This window comes from Hymenobacter aerophilus DSM 13606, from assembly GCF_000382225.1.
Lineage (GTDB): Bacteria > Bacteroidota > Bacteroidia > Cytophagales > Hymenobacteraceae > Hymenobacter > Hymenobacter aerophilus.
In genome coordinates, this window is sequence record NZ_KB907807.1 from 34267 (window position 1) to 53503 (window position 19237).

General features: G+C 60.5%; 15 protein-coding genes. 4 read left to right on the top strand and 11 right to left on the bottom strand.

Annotation, left to right across the window (positions count from 1 at the left end):
* Positions 1 to 226 precede the first annotated feature (226 nt).
* Complete coding sequence (gene dnaE / locus H145_RS0107650) at positions 227 to 3910, top strand: DNA polymerase III subunit alpha (RefSeq protein WP_026351340.1); 3684 nt, start codon at positions 227 to 229, stop codon at positions 3908 to 3910.
* A gap of 103 nt (positions 3911 to 4013) precedes the next feature.
* Entirely contained in the window at positions 4014 to 5474 is a 1461-nt protein-coding gene (locus H145_RS22655) for a hypothetical protein (protein WP_157541352.1), read from the top strand.
* A gap of 95 nt (positions 5475 to 5569) precedes the next feature.
* Here H145_RS22655 and H145_RS0107660 read toward each other — a convergent pair whose 3' ends face one another.
* Both H145_RS0107660 and H145_RS20410 read right to left on the bottom strand, forming a co-directional pair.
* Positions 5570 to 6403 carry a YsnF/AvaK domain-containing protein gene (locus H145_RS0107660; protein WP_019947555.1) on the bottom strand — a complete coding sequence of 278 codons (834 nt, stop codon included), beginning with the start codon at positions 6401 to 6403 and terminating at the stop codon, positions 5570 to 5572.
* 44 nt (positions 6404 to 6447) lie between these two features.
* Positions 6448 to 6924 carry a YsnF/AvaK domain-containing protein gene (locus H145_RS20410; protein ID WP_019947556.1) on the bottom strand — a complete coding sequence of 159 codons (477 nt, stop codon included), beginning with the start codon at positions 6922 to 6924 and terminating at the stop codon, positions 6448 to 6450.
* A gap of 457 nt (positions 6925 to 7381) precedes the next feature.
* Between H145_RS20410 and trxA the strand changes: the two genes are divergently transcribed.
* Positions 7382 to 7711, top strand: a complete 330-nt coding sequence (gene trxA, locus H145_RS0107670; RefSeq protein ID WP_019947557.1) for a thioredoxin — start codon at positions 7382 to 7384, stop codon at positions 7709 to 7711.
* A 181-nt stretch (positions 7712 to 7892) separates the two neighbouring features.
* Here the strand turns inward: trxA and H145_RS22660 are convergent, their stop codons facing one another.
* From H145_RS22660 to H145_RS0107685, 3 genes are all read right to left on the bottom strand, one after another.
* Complete coding sequence (locus tag H145_RS22660) at positions 7893 to 8858, bottom strand: energy transducer TonB (RefSeq protein WP_019947558.1); 966 nt, start codon at positions 8856 to 8858, stop codon at positions 7893 to 7895.
* 149 nt (positions 8859 to 9007) lie between these two features.
* Positions 9008 to 9493 (bottom strand): AsnC family transcriptional regulator, encoded by a 486-nt coding sequence (locus tag H145_RS0107680; RefSeq protein WP_019947559.1) that lies wholly within the window; start codon positions 9491 to 9493, stop codon positions 9008 to 9010.
* A gap of 447 nt (positions 9494 to 9940) precedes the next feature.
* Positions 9941 to 12187 carry a protein-disulfide reductase DsbD family protein gene (locus H145_RS0107685; protein WP_019947560.1) on the bottom strand — a complete coding sequence of 749 codons (2247 nt, stop codon included), beginning with the start codon at positions 12185 to 12187 and terminating at the stop codon, positions 9941 to 9943.
* A gap of 215 nt (positions 12188 to 12402) precedes the next feature.
* Between H145_RS0107685 and H145_RS0107690 the strand changes: the two genes are divergently transcribed.
* A complete protein-coding gene (locus H145_RS0107690) occupies positions 12403 to 13734 on the top strand; it encodes a hemolysin family protein (RefSeq protein WP_026351342.1) in 1332 nt (443 codons plus the stop codon).
* Positions 13735 to 13821: 87 nt separating this feature from the next.
* Here H145_RS0107690 and H145_RS0107695 read toward each other — a convergent pair whose 3' ends face one another.
* From H145_RS0107695 to accD, 6 genes are all read right to left on the bottom strand, one after another.
* Complete coding sequence (locus H145_RS0107695) at positions 13822 to 14370, bottom strand: gamma carbonic anhydrase family protein (RefSeq protein ID WP_019947562.1); 549 nt, start codon at positions 14368 to 14370, stop codon at positions 13822 to 13824.
* Positions 14371 to 14533: 163 nt separating this feature from the next.
* Complete coding sequence (locus H145_RS0107700) at positions 14534 to 15517, bottom strand: radical SAM protein (protein ID WP_019947563.1); 984 nt, start codon at positions 15515 to 15517, stop codon at positions 14534 to 14536.
* A 137-nt stretch (positions 15518 to 15654) separates the two neighbouring features.
* Positions 15655 to 16416, bottom strand: a complete 762-nt coding sequence (locus tag H145_RS0107705; protein WP_019947564.1) for an endonuclease III domain-containing protein — start codon at positions 16414 to 16416, stop codon at positions 15655 to 15657.
* A 133-nt stretch (positions 16417 to 16549) separates the two neighbouring features.
* Entirely contained in the window at positions 16550 to 16819 is a 270-nt protein-coding gene (locus tag H145_RS20420; protein ID WP_019947565.1) for a YMGG-like glycine zipper-containing protein, read from the bottom strand.
* A gap of 433 nt (positions 16820 to 17252) precedes the next feature.
* Positions 17253 to 17987, bottom strand: a complete 735-nt coding sequence (locus H145_RS0107715) for an OmpA family protein (RefSeq protein WP_240471671.1) — start codon at positions 17985 to 17987, stop codon at positions 17253 to 17255.
* A gap of 232 nt (positions 17988 to 18219) precedes the next feature.
* Positions 18220 to 19095 (bottom strand): acetyl-CoA carboxylase, carboxyltransferase subunit beta, encoded by an 876-nt coding sequence (accD, locus tag H145_RS0107720; protein ID WP_019947567.1) that lies wholly within the window; start codon positions 19093 to 19095, stop codon positions 18220 to 18222.
* Between the last annotated feature and the right edge of the window lie 142 nt (positions 19096 to 19237).

The window sequence follows — 19237 nt, forward strand, 5'->3', positions numbered from 1 at the left end:
GGCTTTTGCTATTCCTGCCGCCACCGCCCCGCTACTTCCCTGCAATTCAGCCGCCGGGGTTGCCTCTGGGGCTTACCGGCGGCGTGTTTATGCAATGCGGCGGCCACGCTGGCAATTCGTTTACCTGATTACGCAAAAAGCGCTGCTTTTCCAACTTTCCTTTCCGGCCCGGCGGCGGTAACTTTACTTTTCGCGGCGGGTCCTGATGGCCCGGCGCGCTCCGCTTATGCCCGTTTTCTCGCACCTGCACTCGCACACCCAATATTCGCTGCTCGATGGGCAGGCCTCCATTTCGGGCCTGATGAAGAAGGCCCAGGCCGATGGCATGCCGGCGGTGGCCCTGACGGACCACGGCAACATGTTCGGGGCGTTCAACTTCGTGGCCGAAGCCAACAAGTACAACGTGAAGCCCATTGTGGGCTGCGAGTTCTATATGGTGGCCGACCGCCACAAAAAGGCCTTCAGTCGCGAAAAGGGCGAGCGGGACAAGCGTTACCACCAGCTGCTGCTGGCCAAGGACCAGGACGGCTACCACAATCTGAGCAAGCTTTGCTCGATGAGCTTCATTGAGGGCGTGTACAGCAAGTTTCCGCGCATTGATAAGGAGCTGCTGCTGAAATACCACAAGGGCCTGATTGCTACGTCCTGCTGCATCGGGGCCGAAATTCCCCAGGCTATTCTGTTCGAGAGCGAGGCCAAGGCGGAGGAGCTGCTGAAGTGGTGGATTGACCTGTTTGAGGACGATTACTACATCGAGATTCAGCGCCACGGGCTGATGAACTTCGACGGCACCGGCAAAAGCCAGGAAGACGTGAACCAGGTGCTGCTCGGGCTGGCCAAAAAGTACAACGTCAAGGTTATCTGCACCAACGACTCGCACTACGTCGACCAGACCGACTTCGCGCCCCACGACATTCTGCTGTGCGTGAACACCGGCGAGGAGCACAGCATCCCGGTGGGCGACTTCCAGACCCAGTATTTCCGGCTGATTTCCCAGGACAACAAAGTCCTCTACGACCACCTCGACAACCTGCGGCCCCTGGCGGGCCAGGATGCCGCCGTGCGCCGCCAGCTCCAGCGCATCGATGAGGAGGCCCAGGCCCCCCGGCCCAAGTCGCGCTTCGGCTTCGCCAACGACCAGTTCTATTTCAAGAGCCAGGCCGAGATGAACGCGTTGTTCGCCGACGTGCCGGAAAGCGTGGACAACACGAACGAAATCGTGGACAAAATCACGCCACCCAAGCTGCAGCGCGATATTCTGCTGCCCAACTTCCCGATTCCGGCCGAGCATGCCAATGCCGACGCTTTCCTGCGTCACCTTACGTATAAAGGGGCGTTCGAGGGCGAGAAGCGGCGCTACTCCGAGCGTACGCCCGAAATTGAGGAGCGGCTGGATTACGAGCTGCGCGTGATTGAGACGATGGGCTTTGCCGGCTACTTCCTCATCACCCAGGATTTCATCAACCACGGCCGCAACAATGGCGTGGCCATCGGGCCGGGCCGGGGCTCGGCGGCGGGCTCGGCCGTGGCCTACTGCATCGGCATCACCAACATCGACCCGATTAAGTACTCGCTGCTGTTCGAGCGTTTCCTGAATCCCGAGCGCGTGTCGATGCCCGATATCGACATCGACTTCGACGACGTGAACCGCCAGCGCGTGATTGACTACGTGGTGGACAAGTACGGCAAAACCCAGGTGGCCCAGATTATCACCTTCGGCACGATGGCCGCCAAAAGCAGCATCAAGGATGTGTCGCGGGTGATGGATTTGCCGCTGCCGGTGGCCAACGACCTCGTGAAAATGGTGCCCGACCAGGTGGGCACCACGCTCACCAAGGCCTTCGCCGAAAACCAGGAGCTCGATATGATTCGGCGCGACGATGCGCCCGACAACCTGCGGGGCCACATTCTGCGCCTCGCCACCCAGCTCGAAGGCTCGGTGCGCAACACCGGCATCCACGCCGCCGGTGTCATCATCGCCCCCGACGACATCACCAAGTACATTCCGGTTTCGACTTCCAAGGATTCGGACCTGCTCATCACCCAGTTCGACGGCAAGGTGATTGAGAGTGCCGGGATGCTGAAAATGGACTTTCTGGGACTGAAGACGCTCACGATTATCGTGGACGCCATCAACCTGATTGAGAAAAACCACGGCATCAAAATCGACATCGACGAGATTCCGATTGATGACCTGAAAACCTACGAGCTCTACCAGCGCGGCGACACCATCGGCACGTTCCAGTTCGAGAGTGAGGGCATGCGCATGTACCTCAAGGACCTCAAGCCCACCAACATCGAGGACCTGATTGCCATGAACGCCCTGTACCGGCCGGGCCCGATGCAGTTCATCCCCAACTTCATCAACCGCAAGCACGGCCGCGAGGAGGTCGATTACCCGCACGAGCTGCTGGAGCCCATCCTGAACTACTCGCAGGGCATTATGGTGTACCAGGAGCAGATTATGCAGGCGGCCCAGATTCTGGCCGGCTACTCGCTGGGCGGCGCCGACTTGCTGCGCCGGGCGATGGGCAAAAAGGACATGAAGAAGATGGCCCAGGAGCGGGAGAAATTCTGCGAGGGCGCCAAAACCCTGCACGGCATTGCGGCCAAAAAGGCCAACGAGGTGTTCGACGTGATGGAGAAGTTCGCGGCCTACGGCTTCAACCGCTCCCACTCGGCCGCCTACTCGCTGGTGGCCTACCAGACCGGCTACCTCAAGGCCCACTACCCGGCCGAGTACATGGCCGCCGTGCTCACCAACAACATGGGCGACATCAAGAAGGTGACCTTCTTTATCGAGGAAGCCCGCAAGCAGAACGTGGCCGTGCTCGGGCCCGACGTGAACGAATCCATCCTCAAGTTCAACGTGAACAAGCAGGGCCAGATTCGTTTTGGCATGGCGGCCGTGAAGGGCGCGGGCGAGGCGGCGGTGGAGGAAATCGTGCAGGAGCGTGACCAGAACGGCCCTTATGGCGACATTTTCGACTTCTCGCGCCGTGTGAACCTGCGGGCCGTCAACAAGAAAACCTTCGAGAGTCTGGCCCAGGCCGGCGCCTTCGACTCGTTCGACCGTTACCACCGCCGCCAGTTTATGGAAGCGCCCGGCAACGACCAGAGCCTGATTGAGAAGGCCATGAAAGTGGGCCAGCAGCACCAGGCGGCCAAGGAGTCGGCGCAGCAAAGCCTGTTTGGTGGCGGCGGCGGCGAAATGGCCATTCCGATGCCCAAGATTCAGGATATGGAGCCCTGGAGCCCCACCGAGAAGCTACGCCGCGAAAAGGAAGTGGTCGGCTTCTACCTCTCGGGCCACCCACTCGACGACTTCAAGCTGGAAATCGACTCGTACTGCACCTGCGGGCTCGATAAGATTGAGAGCTACAAGAACCGCGACATTACGGTGGCCGGGCTGATTTCCAACGTGCTGTTCAAAACCACCAAAACCGGCCAGCCTTTCGTCAGCTTCAACATCGAAGACTACGAATCCAGCCTCAACTTGGCCCTGTTCCGCGACGACTATTCGAAGTTTTCGGCCCTGATAAACCCGCGCAACTACGACAAGGAGCAGGTGCCGCCCATGTTCATCCGCGGCAAGTACGCCCAGCGCTTCCGCGACTCCGACCAGTTCGAGTTCAAAATCATGACGATGGAGCCGCTGTTCAACGTGGCCGAGAAGCTCTCGAACGGCGTGCGCGTGCAGCTCGATTTGCGCACCATCACCGAGCCCTTCATGGACCGTTTCATGGAAGCCGTAGAAGGCGCCGCCGGCTCGAAAAAGCTCGAAATCAAGTTCGCCGAGCCCCACGAGCACCTGGCCGTCGATACCTACTCGCGCCGCTACCGCATTGAGCCCAAGGAGTTCATCCGCAAGATGCGCGAGATGGAAATCGAGGCCTGCCAGCTGATATAAATCACTGATTAGGTTGATTTTTCGCTGATTAAGCTGATTTTTACTGCCGCCCTGACTTCAACGAGTTGTGGCGGCAGTTTTTTATCAGATTCTACATTTGAAAATGCGGCTATCTTTTCGCCGGGGCGTTGTTGCGCTGGCTTTTTTGTCGGCTGTTTTGCTGGCACCGGCGGCCCTGGGGCAGTTTTACCTCGACCTGAAATACCAGCAGATAACGCTGCCTTCGCGCACGGTGCATGTGGAGCAGGTAGTGGATGGGCGGCCCGGTAAGCCGCTTATTGGCATGGTATACAAGGGGTTCAGCAACCGGACGACAGTGGTTATGTTCCGGCAGGACCTGGAAACCGAGCTGACCGAGTTTGTGCAACGGCAGCTGCCCGCCCGCCCCACCGACCACGCCGTGGTGCTGTGCCTGCGCCAGCTGCGCGTGGGCGAGCAGATGGTGGGTATGGTGGAGCAGGCCAGCGCCGATATGGCGGCCGACGTGTACGAGCACCAGCCTGATGGTTACCACTTTGTGCGCAGCGTGGCGGCGCATACCGCTACCAGGGCGCTCGAAAGCACCGGCCTCCATGCCGAACACGTAGCGCTGCTGCTGCAAAAGTGCCTGGAGCAGCTTACCACCTATCACTGGGCAGAGCGCCCTACCGGCCCCGCCCTCACGCTCGCCCAACTGCCCACCGACGTGCCGGCGGTTTCGGCCGCCGCTACCGCCGGCGCCCCTCCGGCCATTCTGCAGGAAACGCTCCGACCGGGCGTTTACGCCACTTTCGAGCAATTTCTGGCCAATACGCCCGACCCCAGCCTGCGGGCCGCGGCCGATACGGTGGCCTTCGGGGCTGGCGCCCCCCAGGCCCGGCTTGGCTGGCGCGGGGTGCCCCGGTTGCGGGTTAAAATAATGAACGTAAAGAATCAGACCCAGCCAGCCAAACAGATTTGGGGATTTTCTGATGGCCGCCAGCTGTTTGTGCAGCACCAGAAAAGCTTTTTCCCGCTGGTTCGCCACCACAATTTTTTCACGTTTGTGGGCGAGGCGCCGCCTGACGTAGCCTACATGCAGGCTAAGGTGGAGGCCCAGGGGCGCGCGATGATGCAGGCAGCCGCGCTGGGCGCCGGCGCTTCCCGGGTAGGAGCCATCGACCACTCGGCCGAGCCGATGGGCTACGCTGTGGACATGCGCACCGGGCAGGCCGGGCAATTCCCTAACCCGCTGCAACCGGCCCCGGCCCGCACCGACACGGCCTATATCTATATGTACCGCTACGCCGACGTTTCGACCGCGCCAATACGATTCTCACTCGACGACCACGCGGCGGGGGCATTGACGCCGCAGGAGTACCTGGAAATTCCGTGGCCTTATCCGGGCCAGCTGCTGCGGTTGTGCCTGGAGCTGCCGGGCTTTCCCTGCCAGCTCATCATCCCCAACCCCGCCGGCCTCAATTACCTGCGCGTAACGGCGAATGCGGGCGCCAGCAAGCGGCCCAGTTGGGAGTGGGTATCGGCGGAACAGGGTGAGGCCGACCTCAACGACATTGACCGGCAGCGCAATGCAAACACACGCTAAAGCCCGGGCGTATGCAAAATAAAAACTCCCCACCCGGAATACCGGGTGGGGAGTTTTAGTGTATTGGCAAAACCGGAAGGCTTCCGGCCCAACCGCTACTTATTCATGTTCTGGTCGTTGCGCACATCTTTGGTGCCGAGCTGCTCGACGTCCACTTCCGTTTTGCGCACCGTGTCGCGGATGGTTTCTTCGCGCTCGGTTACTTCTTTGCCCAGCGTTACTTCTTCTACCACGCGGGCTTCTTTGCCCACTACGGCCCGCTCGGCACGCTCGGTTACTTCCACTTCGCCTTCTTTAAAGGCATTGAAGTCGGCTTCCGTAGCCGGACGGTTGACGGGAGTACGCTCCACATTTACGTGCTCCTCGCGCAGACGCACGCTGGCTTCTACGGGGCGCTCTACAATGCGGCTCCGCAGACGGGCACCACCGGTTTCCTCCACGCGTTTGCCTACGTTCAGCTTCTCCTCGATTACCTTGGCCGATACCTCGTTGTTGCCGGTATTGGCAGCGTTGCCGGTCATGGCGTTGGCCGAGGCGGCACCTTGGTAGCCGGTCTGCGCGGCCTTTTCATCTACATTGATGGCGCCGGCGCGGTCGAGAATTTCGGCGGCCTTGTGGGCGTGGTCGGCCGTTTTGCAATGCACCGTTACCATCGAGTTGCTGTTGCGGGCCACGTGCGAGTAACGGTTGGCATCGTCATCGTCGCCGAACAGGTTGCTGAAGAAGTTACTGATGCCGTCGCCGGTGCGGCCGGCTGCGTTGCCAACGGCTTCGGTAGCCGTGCCGGTGCTGTTATAGTAATTGCTACCATCCTTCGAGTCGCGGGAGATGGTATCTACATCGTCGAGCGAGAAGCCGGCAGTTTTGAGTTCCTGGGCGGCCTGACGAGCGTGTTCAGCATTATCGAAAATTCCTACTACAGTTTGCATGGTGTTGATTTATAAGTTAATAAAAAAGAGAAAGGAAGAAAAAATCAAGGAGTATTGCCAGCAGAGTCCGGGGTAAGCGAGTCGCGCTCCACCTGAATCTGCTCCTGGCGCAGCTGCACGGTACTGGTGAAGTCTTCCTCCACCACGCGCTTGCTGATGTGCAGCTCTTCAACAATCAGCACCCGCGTTACCACCACTTCGCGCAGAATCGGTACGATGAGCACGTCGCCCTCCTGGCGGCTGCCGGGCAGCGGGGCATCATCAGCCACAAATTGATCCACGGGTACATGCTCGACTTGCACTTCGTCGTGCTGGAGCGTTACCTGCACGGGCTGTTCGACCTGCTGTACCGTTTTGCGGATGCGCAGCCGGCCACTCTCTACTACCTCGCGGCTTATCAATGCCTGCTCTTCTATTACGGGCAGCACCATCGGCTGCCGGGCGGCGGTGTCAAGCCGTTCATTAGCTGCCGGAAAGTTGGCTTTATCGGCGGCGGGAGGCAGGTTGGTGTCGGAAGGCATACAGGAAGTGGAAAGCAAATCTTACCCTTCTATGTACGCTGCAAGGGCACTTCCGTTATTAAATACCTCGTTAATGAAGAATGAGCACCGCCACGGAATAGCACTATTTACTGTCGGCCTTACAATATTCAACAACAACTATAAAATTTACCAACGTCTTCATAGGCAGAAATTTAAGATATATTCAAAGGGGTATAGCCATCTTCATTTTTATAGATTATCTGGTTTAAATAAAATTATGGCTCCATAACGCTTCCCTCGACCTTAAGTGCTTAGCGGGTGCTGGCAAACGAAAGTGCGACCAGCCCAAAGAACGGGACAGAACCGGCCGCCCAAACCGGGCCGCCAGGCGAAACGAACTTTCCGGGCCGGGCCTTGTTGAATCACAATCTGCTACCTTGCGGGCTACTTGTCCGTAGAAGAGCATTGTTCCATTTAATTAAAACTGACCAACACCATGGCACATAAAGCAATCGAAATCACCGACGCCAACTTCGACGAAATCATCAACTCCGATAAGCCAGTCCTCGTGGACTTCTGGGCCGAGTGGTGCGGCCCCTGCCGCATGGTAGGCCCGGTGGTAGAGGAACTGGCCGGTGAGTACGAAGGCAAAGCCGTCATCGGCAAAGTCGATGTGGACGCCAACCCCCAGACATCGGCCAAATTCGGCATCCGCAGCATCCCGACCCTGCTCGTTTTCAAGAACGGGCAGGTGGTTGATAAGCAGGTAGGCGCCGTGCCCAAGCACGTACTGGCCCAGAAGCTCGACGCGCAGGTAACGGCCTAGTTCTTTTTAGCCGCAAGCCACAAGCGGCAAGCTGACCGCCGGTCATCCTGAGCAAAGCGAAGGACCTTGCTACGCCGAAACGAGTCGTTTTACGATTGTCGTTCTGGCGTGATAAGGTCCTTCGCTTTGCTCAGGATGACCGGCGGTCAGCTTGCCGCTTGTAGCTTGTGGCTTGCAGCTATCAAAATGTGGCTTCGGGGGCGGCGGCGCGGGCTTCGGAGGGCGGCGTTTGGGGCGGTTTCAGGCCCGAGGCAAGCGAGAAGCCGGGGCCAAAGTAGATGGGGATGGTAAAGGTCATGGCCGTGGGCAGGTTGTATTCGCGGCCGGGCTCGAAGCGCGGCAGGCTGGCTACCACGCGCCGGGCCTCGCGGTCGGCTTCGGGAGCCAGACTCTGGGCCACCCGCACCTGCCCCACATGGCCATCCTCGCCCACGGTGTAGGTTACCAGCACACTGCCCACAATGCCCTTGCGGCGCACCTCGCGCGGATAGGTAGTGTTACGGGCCACGAAGCTGAGCAATGCCGCCTCGCCGCCCGGAAACCGCGGCAGCTTGCGCACCTGCACGGGCTGCATAAAGGGCGAGCCGTCTTTGTTGAAAAAGGCCAGCGCCAGCGGCTTGCCCTGGCGGTCGGGCATCTCAATGGCGCTTAGCTCGCCCGTATCGTAGTAGTAGCGCCACTCGCCCACCGGCCGGCCGGCGTTGTAGTGGCCTTCCGAGCGTTTCTGGCCATTACGGTGCACCGATATCCAGCGCCCCACCCGCTGCCCGGCCACGTAGTCGCCGCGCTGGCTCACGCGGCCATCCTCGTACCAGCCCACATACAGGCCGGTGGCTTCATCGTCGCGGTAGTGCACCTGCGCGGCGCGGCTGCCTTCGGGGTGGTACCAGATAAGCGGGCCGTTGCGCACCGGTGGCTCAATTGCCGAGAGCGTACCCTTGAGCAGCAGTTCGCCCGAAAGCGAGAACTCGCGCATGGCGTACGTGCCCAGCAGCTCGTTGCGGCGCTCCACCACCCGGTAGTGCGTGGCACTGTCGGGCACGGTGGGCCGGTTCTGGCTGTCGAGGTACACGGCCGGCATGCTCTGGCCCTGCGCCAGCCGCACCGCACCAGTAGCAAACAGGAGAAAAACGTAGCGAATCCGCATAAGCAGCCAGGGTAAGAAGCTCGTTACTGGCTACTAAATATAGATTAGCTACCATAAATCGGCAACTATCCGGGCGTTTTTCCTGCCAGAATCCTCTTTTGGCTTCCCCCCGCGCTATTCCCGGCCCCTGGCACCGAGGCCGGCAGCGGCTAGCCGTGGTCTTCCAGAATTTGCTGCAGCTGGATGGGCCGGTTGAACGCCTCTTCGAGCGAGATGAGCGTTTCGGTGCGCTCAATGCCGTCGATGAGTTGAATCTGCTCGTGCAGCACCTCGCGCAGGTGGTTGGTGTCGCGGCAAATCAGGCGGGCGAAAATGCCATAGGCGCCGGTAGTGAAATCAATGCTGACCACTTCCGGAATCTCGCGCAGTGCCTTCACTACGCCCTCGTACACCGAGCTTTTCTGAAGGTAAATACCCAGGAAAGCCCGGACGCCAAAGCCCAGCTTCTGGTAATCGATTTTGAGCGTAGCGCCCTGCACAATACCCAGCTCTTCGAGGCGGGCCATGCGCACGTGCACAGTGCCCCCCGACACGTGTACCTTCCGGGCTATTTCGGTATAGGGCGTTTTAGCATCATCGATAAGCAGCGCCAGTATCTTCCGGTCGGTGTCGTCAAGTTCGTAATTGCGGGCCATTGTCAGGAAATTTGATTGTGTATATTCTAATGAAACAGCTTTTTGTTTAAAAATAGTGTAAATCTTTATTCAAAATAGCTTATCTTATTTCATTACAGCGACGTATTTTATACATTTGTCATAATTCGAGGCAGTTAGCATAGGCTTTGCCCGATATAGCAACAACGATTTGGTGGGATTAAGCGGGGAAGGGAATACCGGGACGTATCTGGGTGGGTACGTTCTGAATTGAGAGGCGGCATCTGGGTGGGTGCCGCCTTCTTTTTTTCTCATTTTGCCATATTTTGGCCTGCCGGGCTCCTTTTCCGCAAATCTGGCACCATAGTCGCCAAACCGGCCGCAAAGGTCAGGTATTTTAGCGGCAAATCCGCTTGGTGTTCCAAAATAAAAGCTCCCGGCAGCGTGCCGGGAGCTTTTGGATTTTACGCCTTACCGGCTGCACCCGATTCAGCGGCCCGCCAGCCGCTGGCGGTAGCGGGCCAGGCCCGCATCGAGGAAGCGGGCAAATGCCGCCGCGTCGGGTTCGTAGCCCAGTGGCGGGGCCAGCACGCCGGTTTCGTTGGCGGGCGCGTTGGGGTCGAGCAGCACGTAGTAGGGCTGGGCGTTCACGTTGAAGCCGGTTACCTGCAGGTCGGCGTTTTTCTTGCCAATGGTACTTTTCAGCTTGCCATCGTGGGCGGAGGTGTAGGCCTCGCCGGCCGGCAGCTCGGTTTTGTCATCGACATAAAGCGCCACCACCACAAAGTCTTCGCGCAGGCGGCGCAGCACCTGCGGGTCGCTCCAGACGGTGGCCTCCATCTTGCGGCAGTTCACACAGGCATGGCCGGTGAAGTCGATGAACAGCGGCTTGTTCTGGGCCAGCGCGCAGCGCCGGGCCTGCTCCAGGTCGAAGTAGCCGGGCAGGCCGTGGGGCAGCTCCAGAAACTCGCCGTAGCGGGGCGCCTCGCAGCCGGCCACGGGCACGGCCTCGACGGCGCCGGCCGGGGCCATGCCCGCGGTGGCTACCATGAAATCGGTGCGGCTCTGGGGCGGCAGGTAGCCGGCCAGCAGCGGCAGCGGCGCCCCGAACAGGCCGGGCACCAGATAGGTCATGAAGCTGAACGCCAGCACGGCCATCAGCAGCCGGCCCACGCTCAGGTGGGGCAGGTCGGAATCGTGGGAGAGCTTGAAGCGGCCCAGCAGATACAGGCCCAGCAGGCCCGAAAGGGCAATCCAGAGCACCAGGTACAGGTCGCGGGGCAGCAGGTTCCAGTGGTAGGCCAGGTCGGCCATGCTCAGGAACTTGAGGGCCAGCATCAGCTCCACGAAGCCCAGCGTCACCTTCACCGTGTTCAGCCAGCCGCCCGAGCGGGGCAGACTTTTCAGCCAGGTGGGGAAAATGGCAAACAGCGTGAAGGGCAGCGCAAAAGCCAGTGAGAAACCCAGCATGCCCACCACCGGCGCCACCCGCTCGCCCCGCGCCGCCAGGCCCAGAATGGTGGCCACGATGGGCCCGGTGCACGAAAACGACACCAGCACCAGCGTGAGGGCCATAAAGAACACGCCGGCCCAGCCGCCTTTGTCGGCCTGCGCGTCAATCTTGTTGACCATGCTGTGGGGCAGCGTGATTTCGAACAGCCCCAGAAACGAGAGGCCGAACACCACGAACACGGCGAAGAAAATCAGGTTGGGCAGCCAGTGGGTGGCAATCAGGTTCGGGCCGTCTTCGCCCAGCAGCGCCGACACTACCACGCCAATGAGCACGTAGATGACGATGATGCTGAGCCCGTAGATGGCGGCCTTGAAAATGCCGCGCTGCCGGCTATCGGAGCCGCTGGTGAAGAACGAAACCGTCATCGGAATGAGCGGGAACACGCAGGGCGTGAGCAAGGCGCCGAGGCCAAACACGAAGGCCGCAAACGCAAAGCCCCACAGCCCGCCGGCCGACTCAACGGCCTTAGCCGTTGCCGCGGCCCCATCGGCCGCCGGCGCCCCCGCCCCTGCCGACACAATGGCTACGCTGCCATCGGCGGCATCCGGCGTTTCGTTGGGCGTAACCGCGGGCGCAGCTGCCGCAGTTGTGTCCGGCTGCACCGGCGTAACCACCGCCGAAATGGCGCCGGCTGCGGGCAAAGCGCTGGTTTCAGTAGTGGTTTTGGCGGCTGACGGGGTAGCAGCGGGCGTTTCGGGCGCGGCCGTAGCCACGGGTGCGGCGGCAGCGGCGCCGGTTACCGTCAGCGGGCCGAAGCTCAGGCTGGCGTCGCCCGGAATGCAGCGGCCGTCCACGTCGGTGCAGCTCTGGAATTCGGCTTCGGCTTTGATGGTAAGCGGGCCGGGCTGCAGCACCCGGATGCGCTGCCGAATCTGGCCGGTTTTCTCGAAGTAGGTGACGTCGCCCTTAAATACGTTGTCGTAGTGCTTGGTTTCGCCCACCGATTTGGGTGGCCCGACCAGCTCGTAGGCGGGGTTTTTGGCAAATTTCAGGCTGAATACCGTGGGGCCCAGGTCGGGGTCGAAGTTGGTGGCGTACAGGTGCCAGGTCGGGTCGATGCGGGCGTTTATGAGCAGGTCGAGCTGCTCGCCTACTTTGGCGGTGGGCTGGCTCAGGGCCGTGGTGAGCGTGGTGGGCTGCAGCACCTGCGCCCGCAGGCCCAAAGGCAGCAGCAGGGCCAGCAGCAGCGGCAGTAACGGCAGCAGAAAGAAACGACGAATCATGGGCAGATAAAAAGCGGAGCGGAAAGCAGAACCGGCAGCAAAGGTCGGCAGAAACGGCAACAGCCGGGCGCCGGTCAGGTTTCGGCGGCCGCGCCCACGCCGTTGGCGGCTGCAATTGCCCGCCATTCGTTGGCTCAACCCAACCCCTTGGGGCGAATGTCGTACTTTCGCAGTACAATGGATGGCCGGGCCGGTTGAGCCTGCCATTCGCACCTATGGGCTTAAACATTTTATTGACTATCCTGCTGGTTGCCGCCAACGGATTTTTTGTGGCTGCCGAATTCGCTTTCGTCAAGATCCGCATCTCCCAAATCGAGCTCAAGGCGCAGAGCGGCAACCGCATTGCGCAGTTGCTGTTGGGTATGCTGCAGGAAATGAACCACTACCTGTCGGCCTGCCAGTTGGGCATTACGCTGGCTTCGCTGGCCCTGGGTTGGATTGGTGAAAGCGTGGTAGCCGAAATTATTACGGCCGTTATTGCGCAGCTTGGCCTCGTGGTATCACCGACGGTGGTCCACCAGGTGTCCATCGTCACGTCGTTCTCGCTCATCACGGTGCTCCACATCGTGCTCGGCGAGCAGGCCCCCAAGGTACTGGCCATCTCGAAGCCCGAAAGCACCAGCATGGCCATTGCTATTCCGCTGCGCGCTTTTGCGTTCATCACTTTTCCGCTTATCTGGGTGCTCGACAAGATGTCGAACGTCGTGCTGCGCATGTTTGGCGTGGGTTCGATGCATGGCACAGAAGTGCACACCAGTGAGGAGCTGCGCATGCTGCTCGACCAGAGCAAGCAGAGCGGCGAGATTCAGGAGTCGGAGCACGAGCTGCTCGAAAACGTGTTCGAGTTCAACGACCGGATGGTGAAGCAGATTATGGTGCCGCGCACCAAGCTGGTGGCCCTCGAAATCAATACGCCCGAAGATGCTGTGCTCGAAGCCGTGTACAACGAAGGCTACTCGCGCATCCCGGTTTACGAGGCCAACATCGACAACATCGTAGGGGTGCTCTACGTGAAGGATCTGCTCCAGATTATCCGGCGCCACGAAACGCTGGAGCTGGCCAAAATCATCCGGCCGGCCTACTTCGTGCCCGAAACCAAGAAAATCAACCGCCTGCTGCGCCAGTTCCAGCGCAAGCACATGCACATGGCCATCGTTTCGGACGAGTTCGGCGGCGTGTCGGGCATCGTCACGATTGAGGACATTATGGAGGAGCTGGTGGGCGAAATCCAGGACGAGTACGACAACGAGGTGCCGGTGGTGGAGAAGGTATCGGAAACCGAATACCGCGTCAACACCGCCACGCCCATCCCCGACGCCAACGAGCACCTGCCCTTCCCGCTGCCCGAGGGCGACGACTACGAAACCGTGGGCGGCCTGCTCAACGTGCTCTACGGCAACATTCCCGAGGTCGGCGACGTGGCCACGCTCGACAACTACGAGTTCCGGGTGCTCAAACGCTCGCGCCGCGCCGTCGAGCTGGTGCAGCTGCGCCTGCTCAACGGCCAGGAGCAGGAAGCCGAAGCCGGCGAGATGTTGGACTTGTAGCGACCGACTTTCTCGCAAAGAAACAGCAACGAAAAAGCGCCTCCCTGATTTGGGGAGGCGCTTTTTCGTTGTTGTCCTTGCCAGCGGCTATACACCGGCTTGCGCTTTTTCAGGCTGAACTCCGTCGGTCTGAAACCAGCTGGCGTAGAGCACATAGTTGTCGGCCGTCTGGCTGATGTTGGCGCGCTGCTGCTCCGTAACGGGCTTAATGCGGCGGGCCGGCACGCCGGCGTAGAGGTAGCCCGGCTCGCAGCGCATGTTTTCCAGCACCACCGCCCCGGCCGCCACAATGCAGCCCGCGCCCACCACCGCATGGTCCATCACGATGGCACCCATGCCAATCAGCACATCGTCCTCCACGGTGCAGCCGTGCACGATGGCGCGGTGGCCGATGCTCACGCGCGCCCCAATGGTCAGGTCGGCCTTTTGGTAGGTGCAGTGCAGCACGGCCCCATCCTGGATGTTGGTTTGCTCGCCGATGCGGATGGCGTTTACGTCGCCGCGCACCACGGCCCCGAACCACACGGTGCAGGCGCGGCCCAGCGTTACGTCGCCCACAATGGTGGCGTTATCGGCCACGAAACAGTCGGGCCCCAGTTGCGGGTGTTTTCCCTGAACGGGCAGAATGAGCGGCATGTGGTAAGTAGTGAGTGGTGAAATGGTGAGTTGAGGTGCAGGCGACCACAAAGATACTGTCATCCTGAGCGGAGCGAAGGACCTATACAGAGGCTAACACAAGATAAAACTTTCTATACAGGTCCTTCGCTCCGCTCAGGATGACAGGCGAATTTCACCCGTCTCACCTCACCAGCATCCGTTTCCAGGTGCCTTTGTCCCAGTTGTATTTGAGGGTGCTGGGCAGGGCCTGCCAGAAGTATTTGCTGGTTTCGACGGCAAAGCTGGGCTGCATGTAGCAGTTGATGGTGCAGCCTTCGCAGGCGGGCAGGCGGCCTTCAAGGGCGGCCAGCTGCTTTACTTCGGCCGAATTGTAGAGGTCGAACAGCCGGCCCTCAATCGGAAATTTCTGCTCGCCCAGATGGTAGCAGGGCAGTACCAGCTCGTTGGAGGGCGACACGACCAGCGTGGTGGAGGCGGCCCGGCACACCGGCGCGGCCACGTGGTTACCCCCGTCGCGCCGCAGCTGGATGAAGGCCTCGTTGAGGTACACGCCGGGCCGCTTACCGAAGGCCGAAAGGTAGTCCAGCTCCTCGGTCGTCAGCTGCTCACCGGTTTCCACGTCGCCGTACTCGAAGGCGGGGTTCAGGATGAGCACTAGCTTATTGGGCCGCGTAATTTGCTCGTACACCCGCTCCAGGTCGGCCAGGTTCTGGCGGAAGACAGTGAAAAGCACGTCGGGCCGCTCGCCCAGCTCGCGGGCCACCCGGATGCTTTCGAGCACGAAGTCGAAGCAGGCCACGCCCCGGCCCCGGTCGTGCACTTCTTTCTCACTGGAATCGAGCGAGAAATGCAGCATATCCACCTTGCCGCGCAGCCGCTCGGCGTATTTGGGGTAGAGCAGGCAGTTGGTGGTCAGCGTTGTGATGAAGCCCATGTCGTGGGCCAGCCCCACAAACTCATGAATCTGGCGGTGCAGCAGCGGCTCGCCCCCCGTAAAGTCCACCACCGACACGCCCAGCCGCTTCAAGTCGCGCAGGTTCTGGGTTACGTCGTCGAGCGTGATGTAGGGCGAGGGTTTCTCCCAGATGTCACAAAACGAGCATTTGGCGTTGCACCGGTAGGTAACGTAGTAATTGCACAGAACCGGATGACGAACCAGACGCATATTTTGGGAGCTGCAAGCTTGTTGTGAGCTACAAGCTTCGAGCTGCAAGCTACAAGCTTTTGTTCTGGAGCTCAGACCTACAAGTAACGGACTTTATGAACTTACTCGAAGCTTGCGGCTTGAAGCTTGTAGCTCGCTTAATGCTGCAGCTCGCCCCAGGCCAGATCCCAACGCTTGGGCGTGGCGGCCAGGGCCTCAGGGGTGGCGGGGCCATAGTGTTCGAGGTAGTAGTTGCAGAAGCCTTTGAGCGGGCAGCGCGGGCAATCGGGCTTGGCGTAAAAGCACACCTTCTGGCCGTGCCAGTAGTTGTGCTTGTGAAAGTTGAGCAGCACCAGCGCATCGGCCGGCAGCTGGGCCAGCAGCAGCTGGTGGGCCTTGTCGGCCGAGGCTTTGGGCGGAATCATCCCCACGCGCTGGGCAATGCGGTGCACATGCGTATCAACGGGCAGCACGGGCTTATGGAAGTTGAAGAGTAGCACCAGAGAAGCTGTTTTCAGGCCGATGCCGGGCATGTCGTGCAGCCACCGCATGGCTTTATCGGTGGGCCACTCGGCCAGAAAGTCCAGCGCAAACTCACCCCGTTCGGCCTTGATGCGGCACAGAATTTCCTGGATGCGGGGGGCCTGGGTATCGGGCCAGCGGGTGGTGCGGATGGCGTGGGCCAGCTCGGCGGTCGGGGCCGCCTCCACCCCGGCCCAGTCGCCGAAGGTTTCCAGCATCCGGTCGTAGGCCAGCTCCTCGTCGGCGTGGGTGGTGCGGTGCGACAGGACCGTTGAAATCAGCTCACGCATGGGCGAGCGGCGGGGCTTGTCGAGCGTCAGGGGCGGATAGAAACGCTGGAGTTCCTCGTAGTCCTGGCGGGTTTTTTCGGCGGCGGGGGCGGTGTAATCGATAGGCATAGCCGGTTGTACCACCGGGCCGGGTGGCGGGTTGCGCCCAATTAGGTCAGCAACGACTCAACCACCAAAAAAAGGAGCGCCTTCCGGATGGAAAACGCTCCTTTTTTCAGCTTGGCAATAAGCGGTGGCGCGCTTACAGGTTGGGGTTGTTGGCCTCGCGGGCCCGACGGCGCTCATCTTTGCGCTTCTGCTTCTCGTTACCGATTACAGCGCCGGCGCCGGCACCTACGGCGCCACCAATAATAGCGCCCTTGGCACCGCCAATCAGGCCACCGGCCGCGGCACCGCTACCGCCGCCAATAATGGCGCCTTTGCCCGTATCGTTGGCACCACGGTAAGTCGAGCAGCTGCTCATCATCAGGGCTGCAATCAGCAGCATAAACGTCCAGCGTATCATTTTCATGGTCGGTCAGTTTTAGTGGAAAGGATAAAAATGACCTCCCGGCCGAACCAGTTGCGCACGCAGCGCAAGCCGTGGGCCGAGGGCCATTGATGAGCGTTTTAACGGCCGCGCCCACTAGCGGGTTGGCAGTTTCCAGCGAATGGTGAGGTTTGAATTGTACTTTCCGGCACTCCTGGCTTTCCCACTTTAACCCGTTGCAGACCGCAGCGCAAGCACCTATCCTGGGAACACCAGCTTTAGGCCCAACGGCAGCACGAGGCCGCCATGCCGCCAATGGTAACTTTCGAACCCGCTATTTTTCGCCTCAATCCCGCGTAGCAGGCGCGGTTTCCGATTTTCAGGGTAGAAAGCGCACTGAAGGGGCACAAAAAAAGCCCCCTCGAATGAGGGGGCTTTTCTTAACAAAGCTGGCATTGCTGCCTGTTTGCGTTCATTACAGCGTGCCGTTTTCAGCAGCCTTCTTCATCTTCTCATTGGCGAAGATGGCTACTTCTACGCGGCGGTTGGCCTGCTTGCCAGCCTCGGTGGTGTTGTCGGCAATCGGCTGGGTCGAGCCGTAGCCTTTGGTGGTTACGCGGCCGGCATCAACGCCCTGGGCGATGGTGTAGTTGGCTACCGACTGAGCGCGACGCTCCGACAGAGGGTTGTTGATGGCGTCCGAACCCGAAGCATCGGTGTGGCCTTCCACCAGAATGTTGGTGTCGGGGTACTTCTTCAGCGTTTCGGCCATCTTCTGGATTTCGGTCATCGAAGCAGCGCGCAGGTCGCTCTTGTTGGTGTCGAACAGGATACCCGAGTCGAAGGTGATTTTGATGCCTTCGCCTACGCGCTCCACTTTGGCGTTAGCCATGTCGCGCTGCAGTTCTTCGGCCTGCTTGTCCATTTTGCGGCCGATGAGGGCGCCGCCCGTGCCGCCTACGGCCGCACCAATAATAGCGCCGGCAGCCGTACCACCTTTGCCACCGATTACGCGGCCCAGTACGCCGCCTACTACGGCACCACCGCCGGCGCCCAGCAGGCCACCTTTTGCGGTTTTGCTCATGCCCGTTTTGCGGGCGCCGGAACCATTGGCATCAGAAAGACCGCCCTGGGGCTGCGACGTAGCGCAGGAAGCCATGAACATGACCAAAGCCATGAGCAGCGAGTAAAGAGAGGTGCGAGAAGTCATAAAATTCAACAGATTGGTGAGAGAAAGAGTCAGTTTACCTGGTCAGAGGTACTTACTAGGTTTGAGAAAAAAAGTTCGGCAAATATAGACGCTTATCTATACCCGGCCTTTGGTAGAGCGCCGGCCCGACAGCCGGAAGCCCGCCCGAAACGCCTGTAGCGCATCTGGCGGGCTCCTTTCCAAAAAGCTTGCCGAAAATCGGGGCCGGCAGCCGGGGCGGTGGGCCGGCGCCCTAAGCGGGCTCAGGCTCAGCGCCCTTGCTTTGCTGCAGCATCGAGAGCAGCGCGTGCAGCCGGCCCTTCAGGTGCTTGCGGTCGATGATGAAATCGAGGAAGCCGTGTTCGAGCACAAACTCGGCGCTCTGGAAGCCTTTGGGCAAATCTTTACCAATGGTTTCCTTGATAACGCGCGGGCCGGCAAAGCCGATGAGGGCGCCGGGTTCGGCAATATTGAAGTCGCCGAGCATGGCGAACGAGGCCGTGACGCCGCCGGTGGTGGGGTCGGTGAGCAGCGAGATGTAGGGCAGGCCGGCTTCGGCCAGCAGCGCCAGCCGGGCCGAGGTTTTGGCCATCTGCATCAGCGAGAAGCCCGCCTCCATCATGCGGGCGCCGCCCGAACGCGAAATCATGAGGAAGGGCAGCTGGTGCTCGCGGGCGTAGTCGATGGCGCGGGCAATCTTCTCGCCCACCACCGAGCCCATCGAGCCGCCGATAAACTTGAAATCCATGGCCGCCACCACCAGGCCCAGGCCGTCGAGCTGGCCGTGGGCCGTGCGCACGGCGTCGCGTAGGCCGGTGCTTTTCTCGGTGGCAATCAGGCGCTGCGGGTAAGGCTTGGTATCGACGAAGTGCAACGGGTCGGCCGAGTGCATGTCGGCGTCGAGCTCCTCGAACCGGCCGCCATCAAACAGAAACTCGAAATACTCGGCCGCGCTGATGCGGTCGTGGTAGCCGCAGTTGCCGCAGGTGGAGAGCAGGCGCTTGTGCTCGACCATGGTGGCCACCGTTTTGCACTCGGGGCACTTGTACCAGAGGCCGTCGGGGGTTTCTTTTTTCTGGTCGGTAGGCGTTACGATGCCTTTTTCTTTGCGATTAAACCAGGACGACATAGTGAACAGAAAGGCGTGGTGGCAGAAGGAAGTTCGGGCCCGCTTTGGCCGGGTTGGCCGCGGGTTGGGGCGTGCAAGTTACGGCGGAATCCAGAAGCGCGAAACGCCCGGCCAGCAAGCACCCCGCGGCCGACTTGCCGCG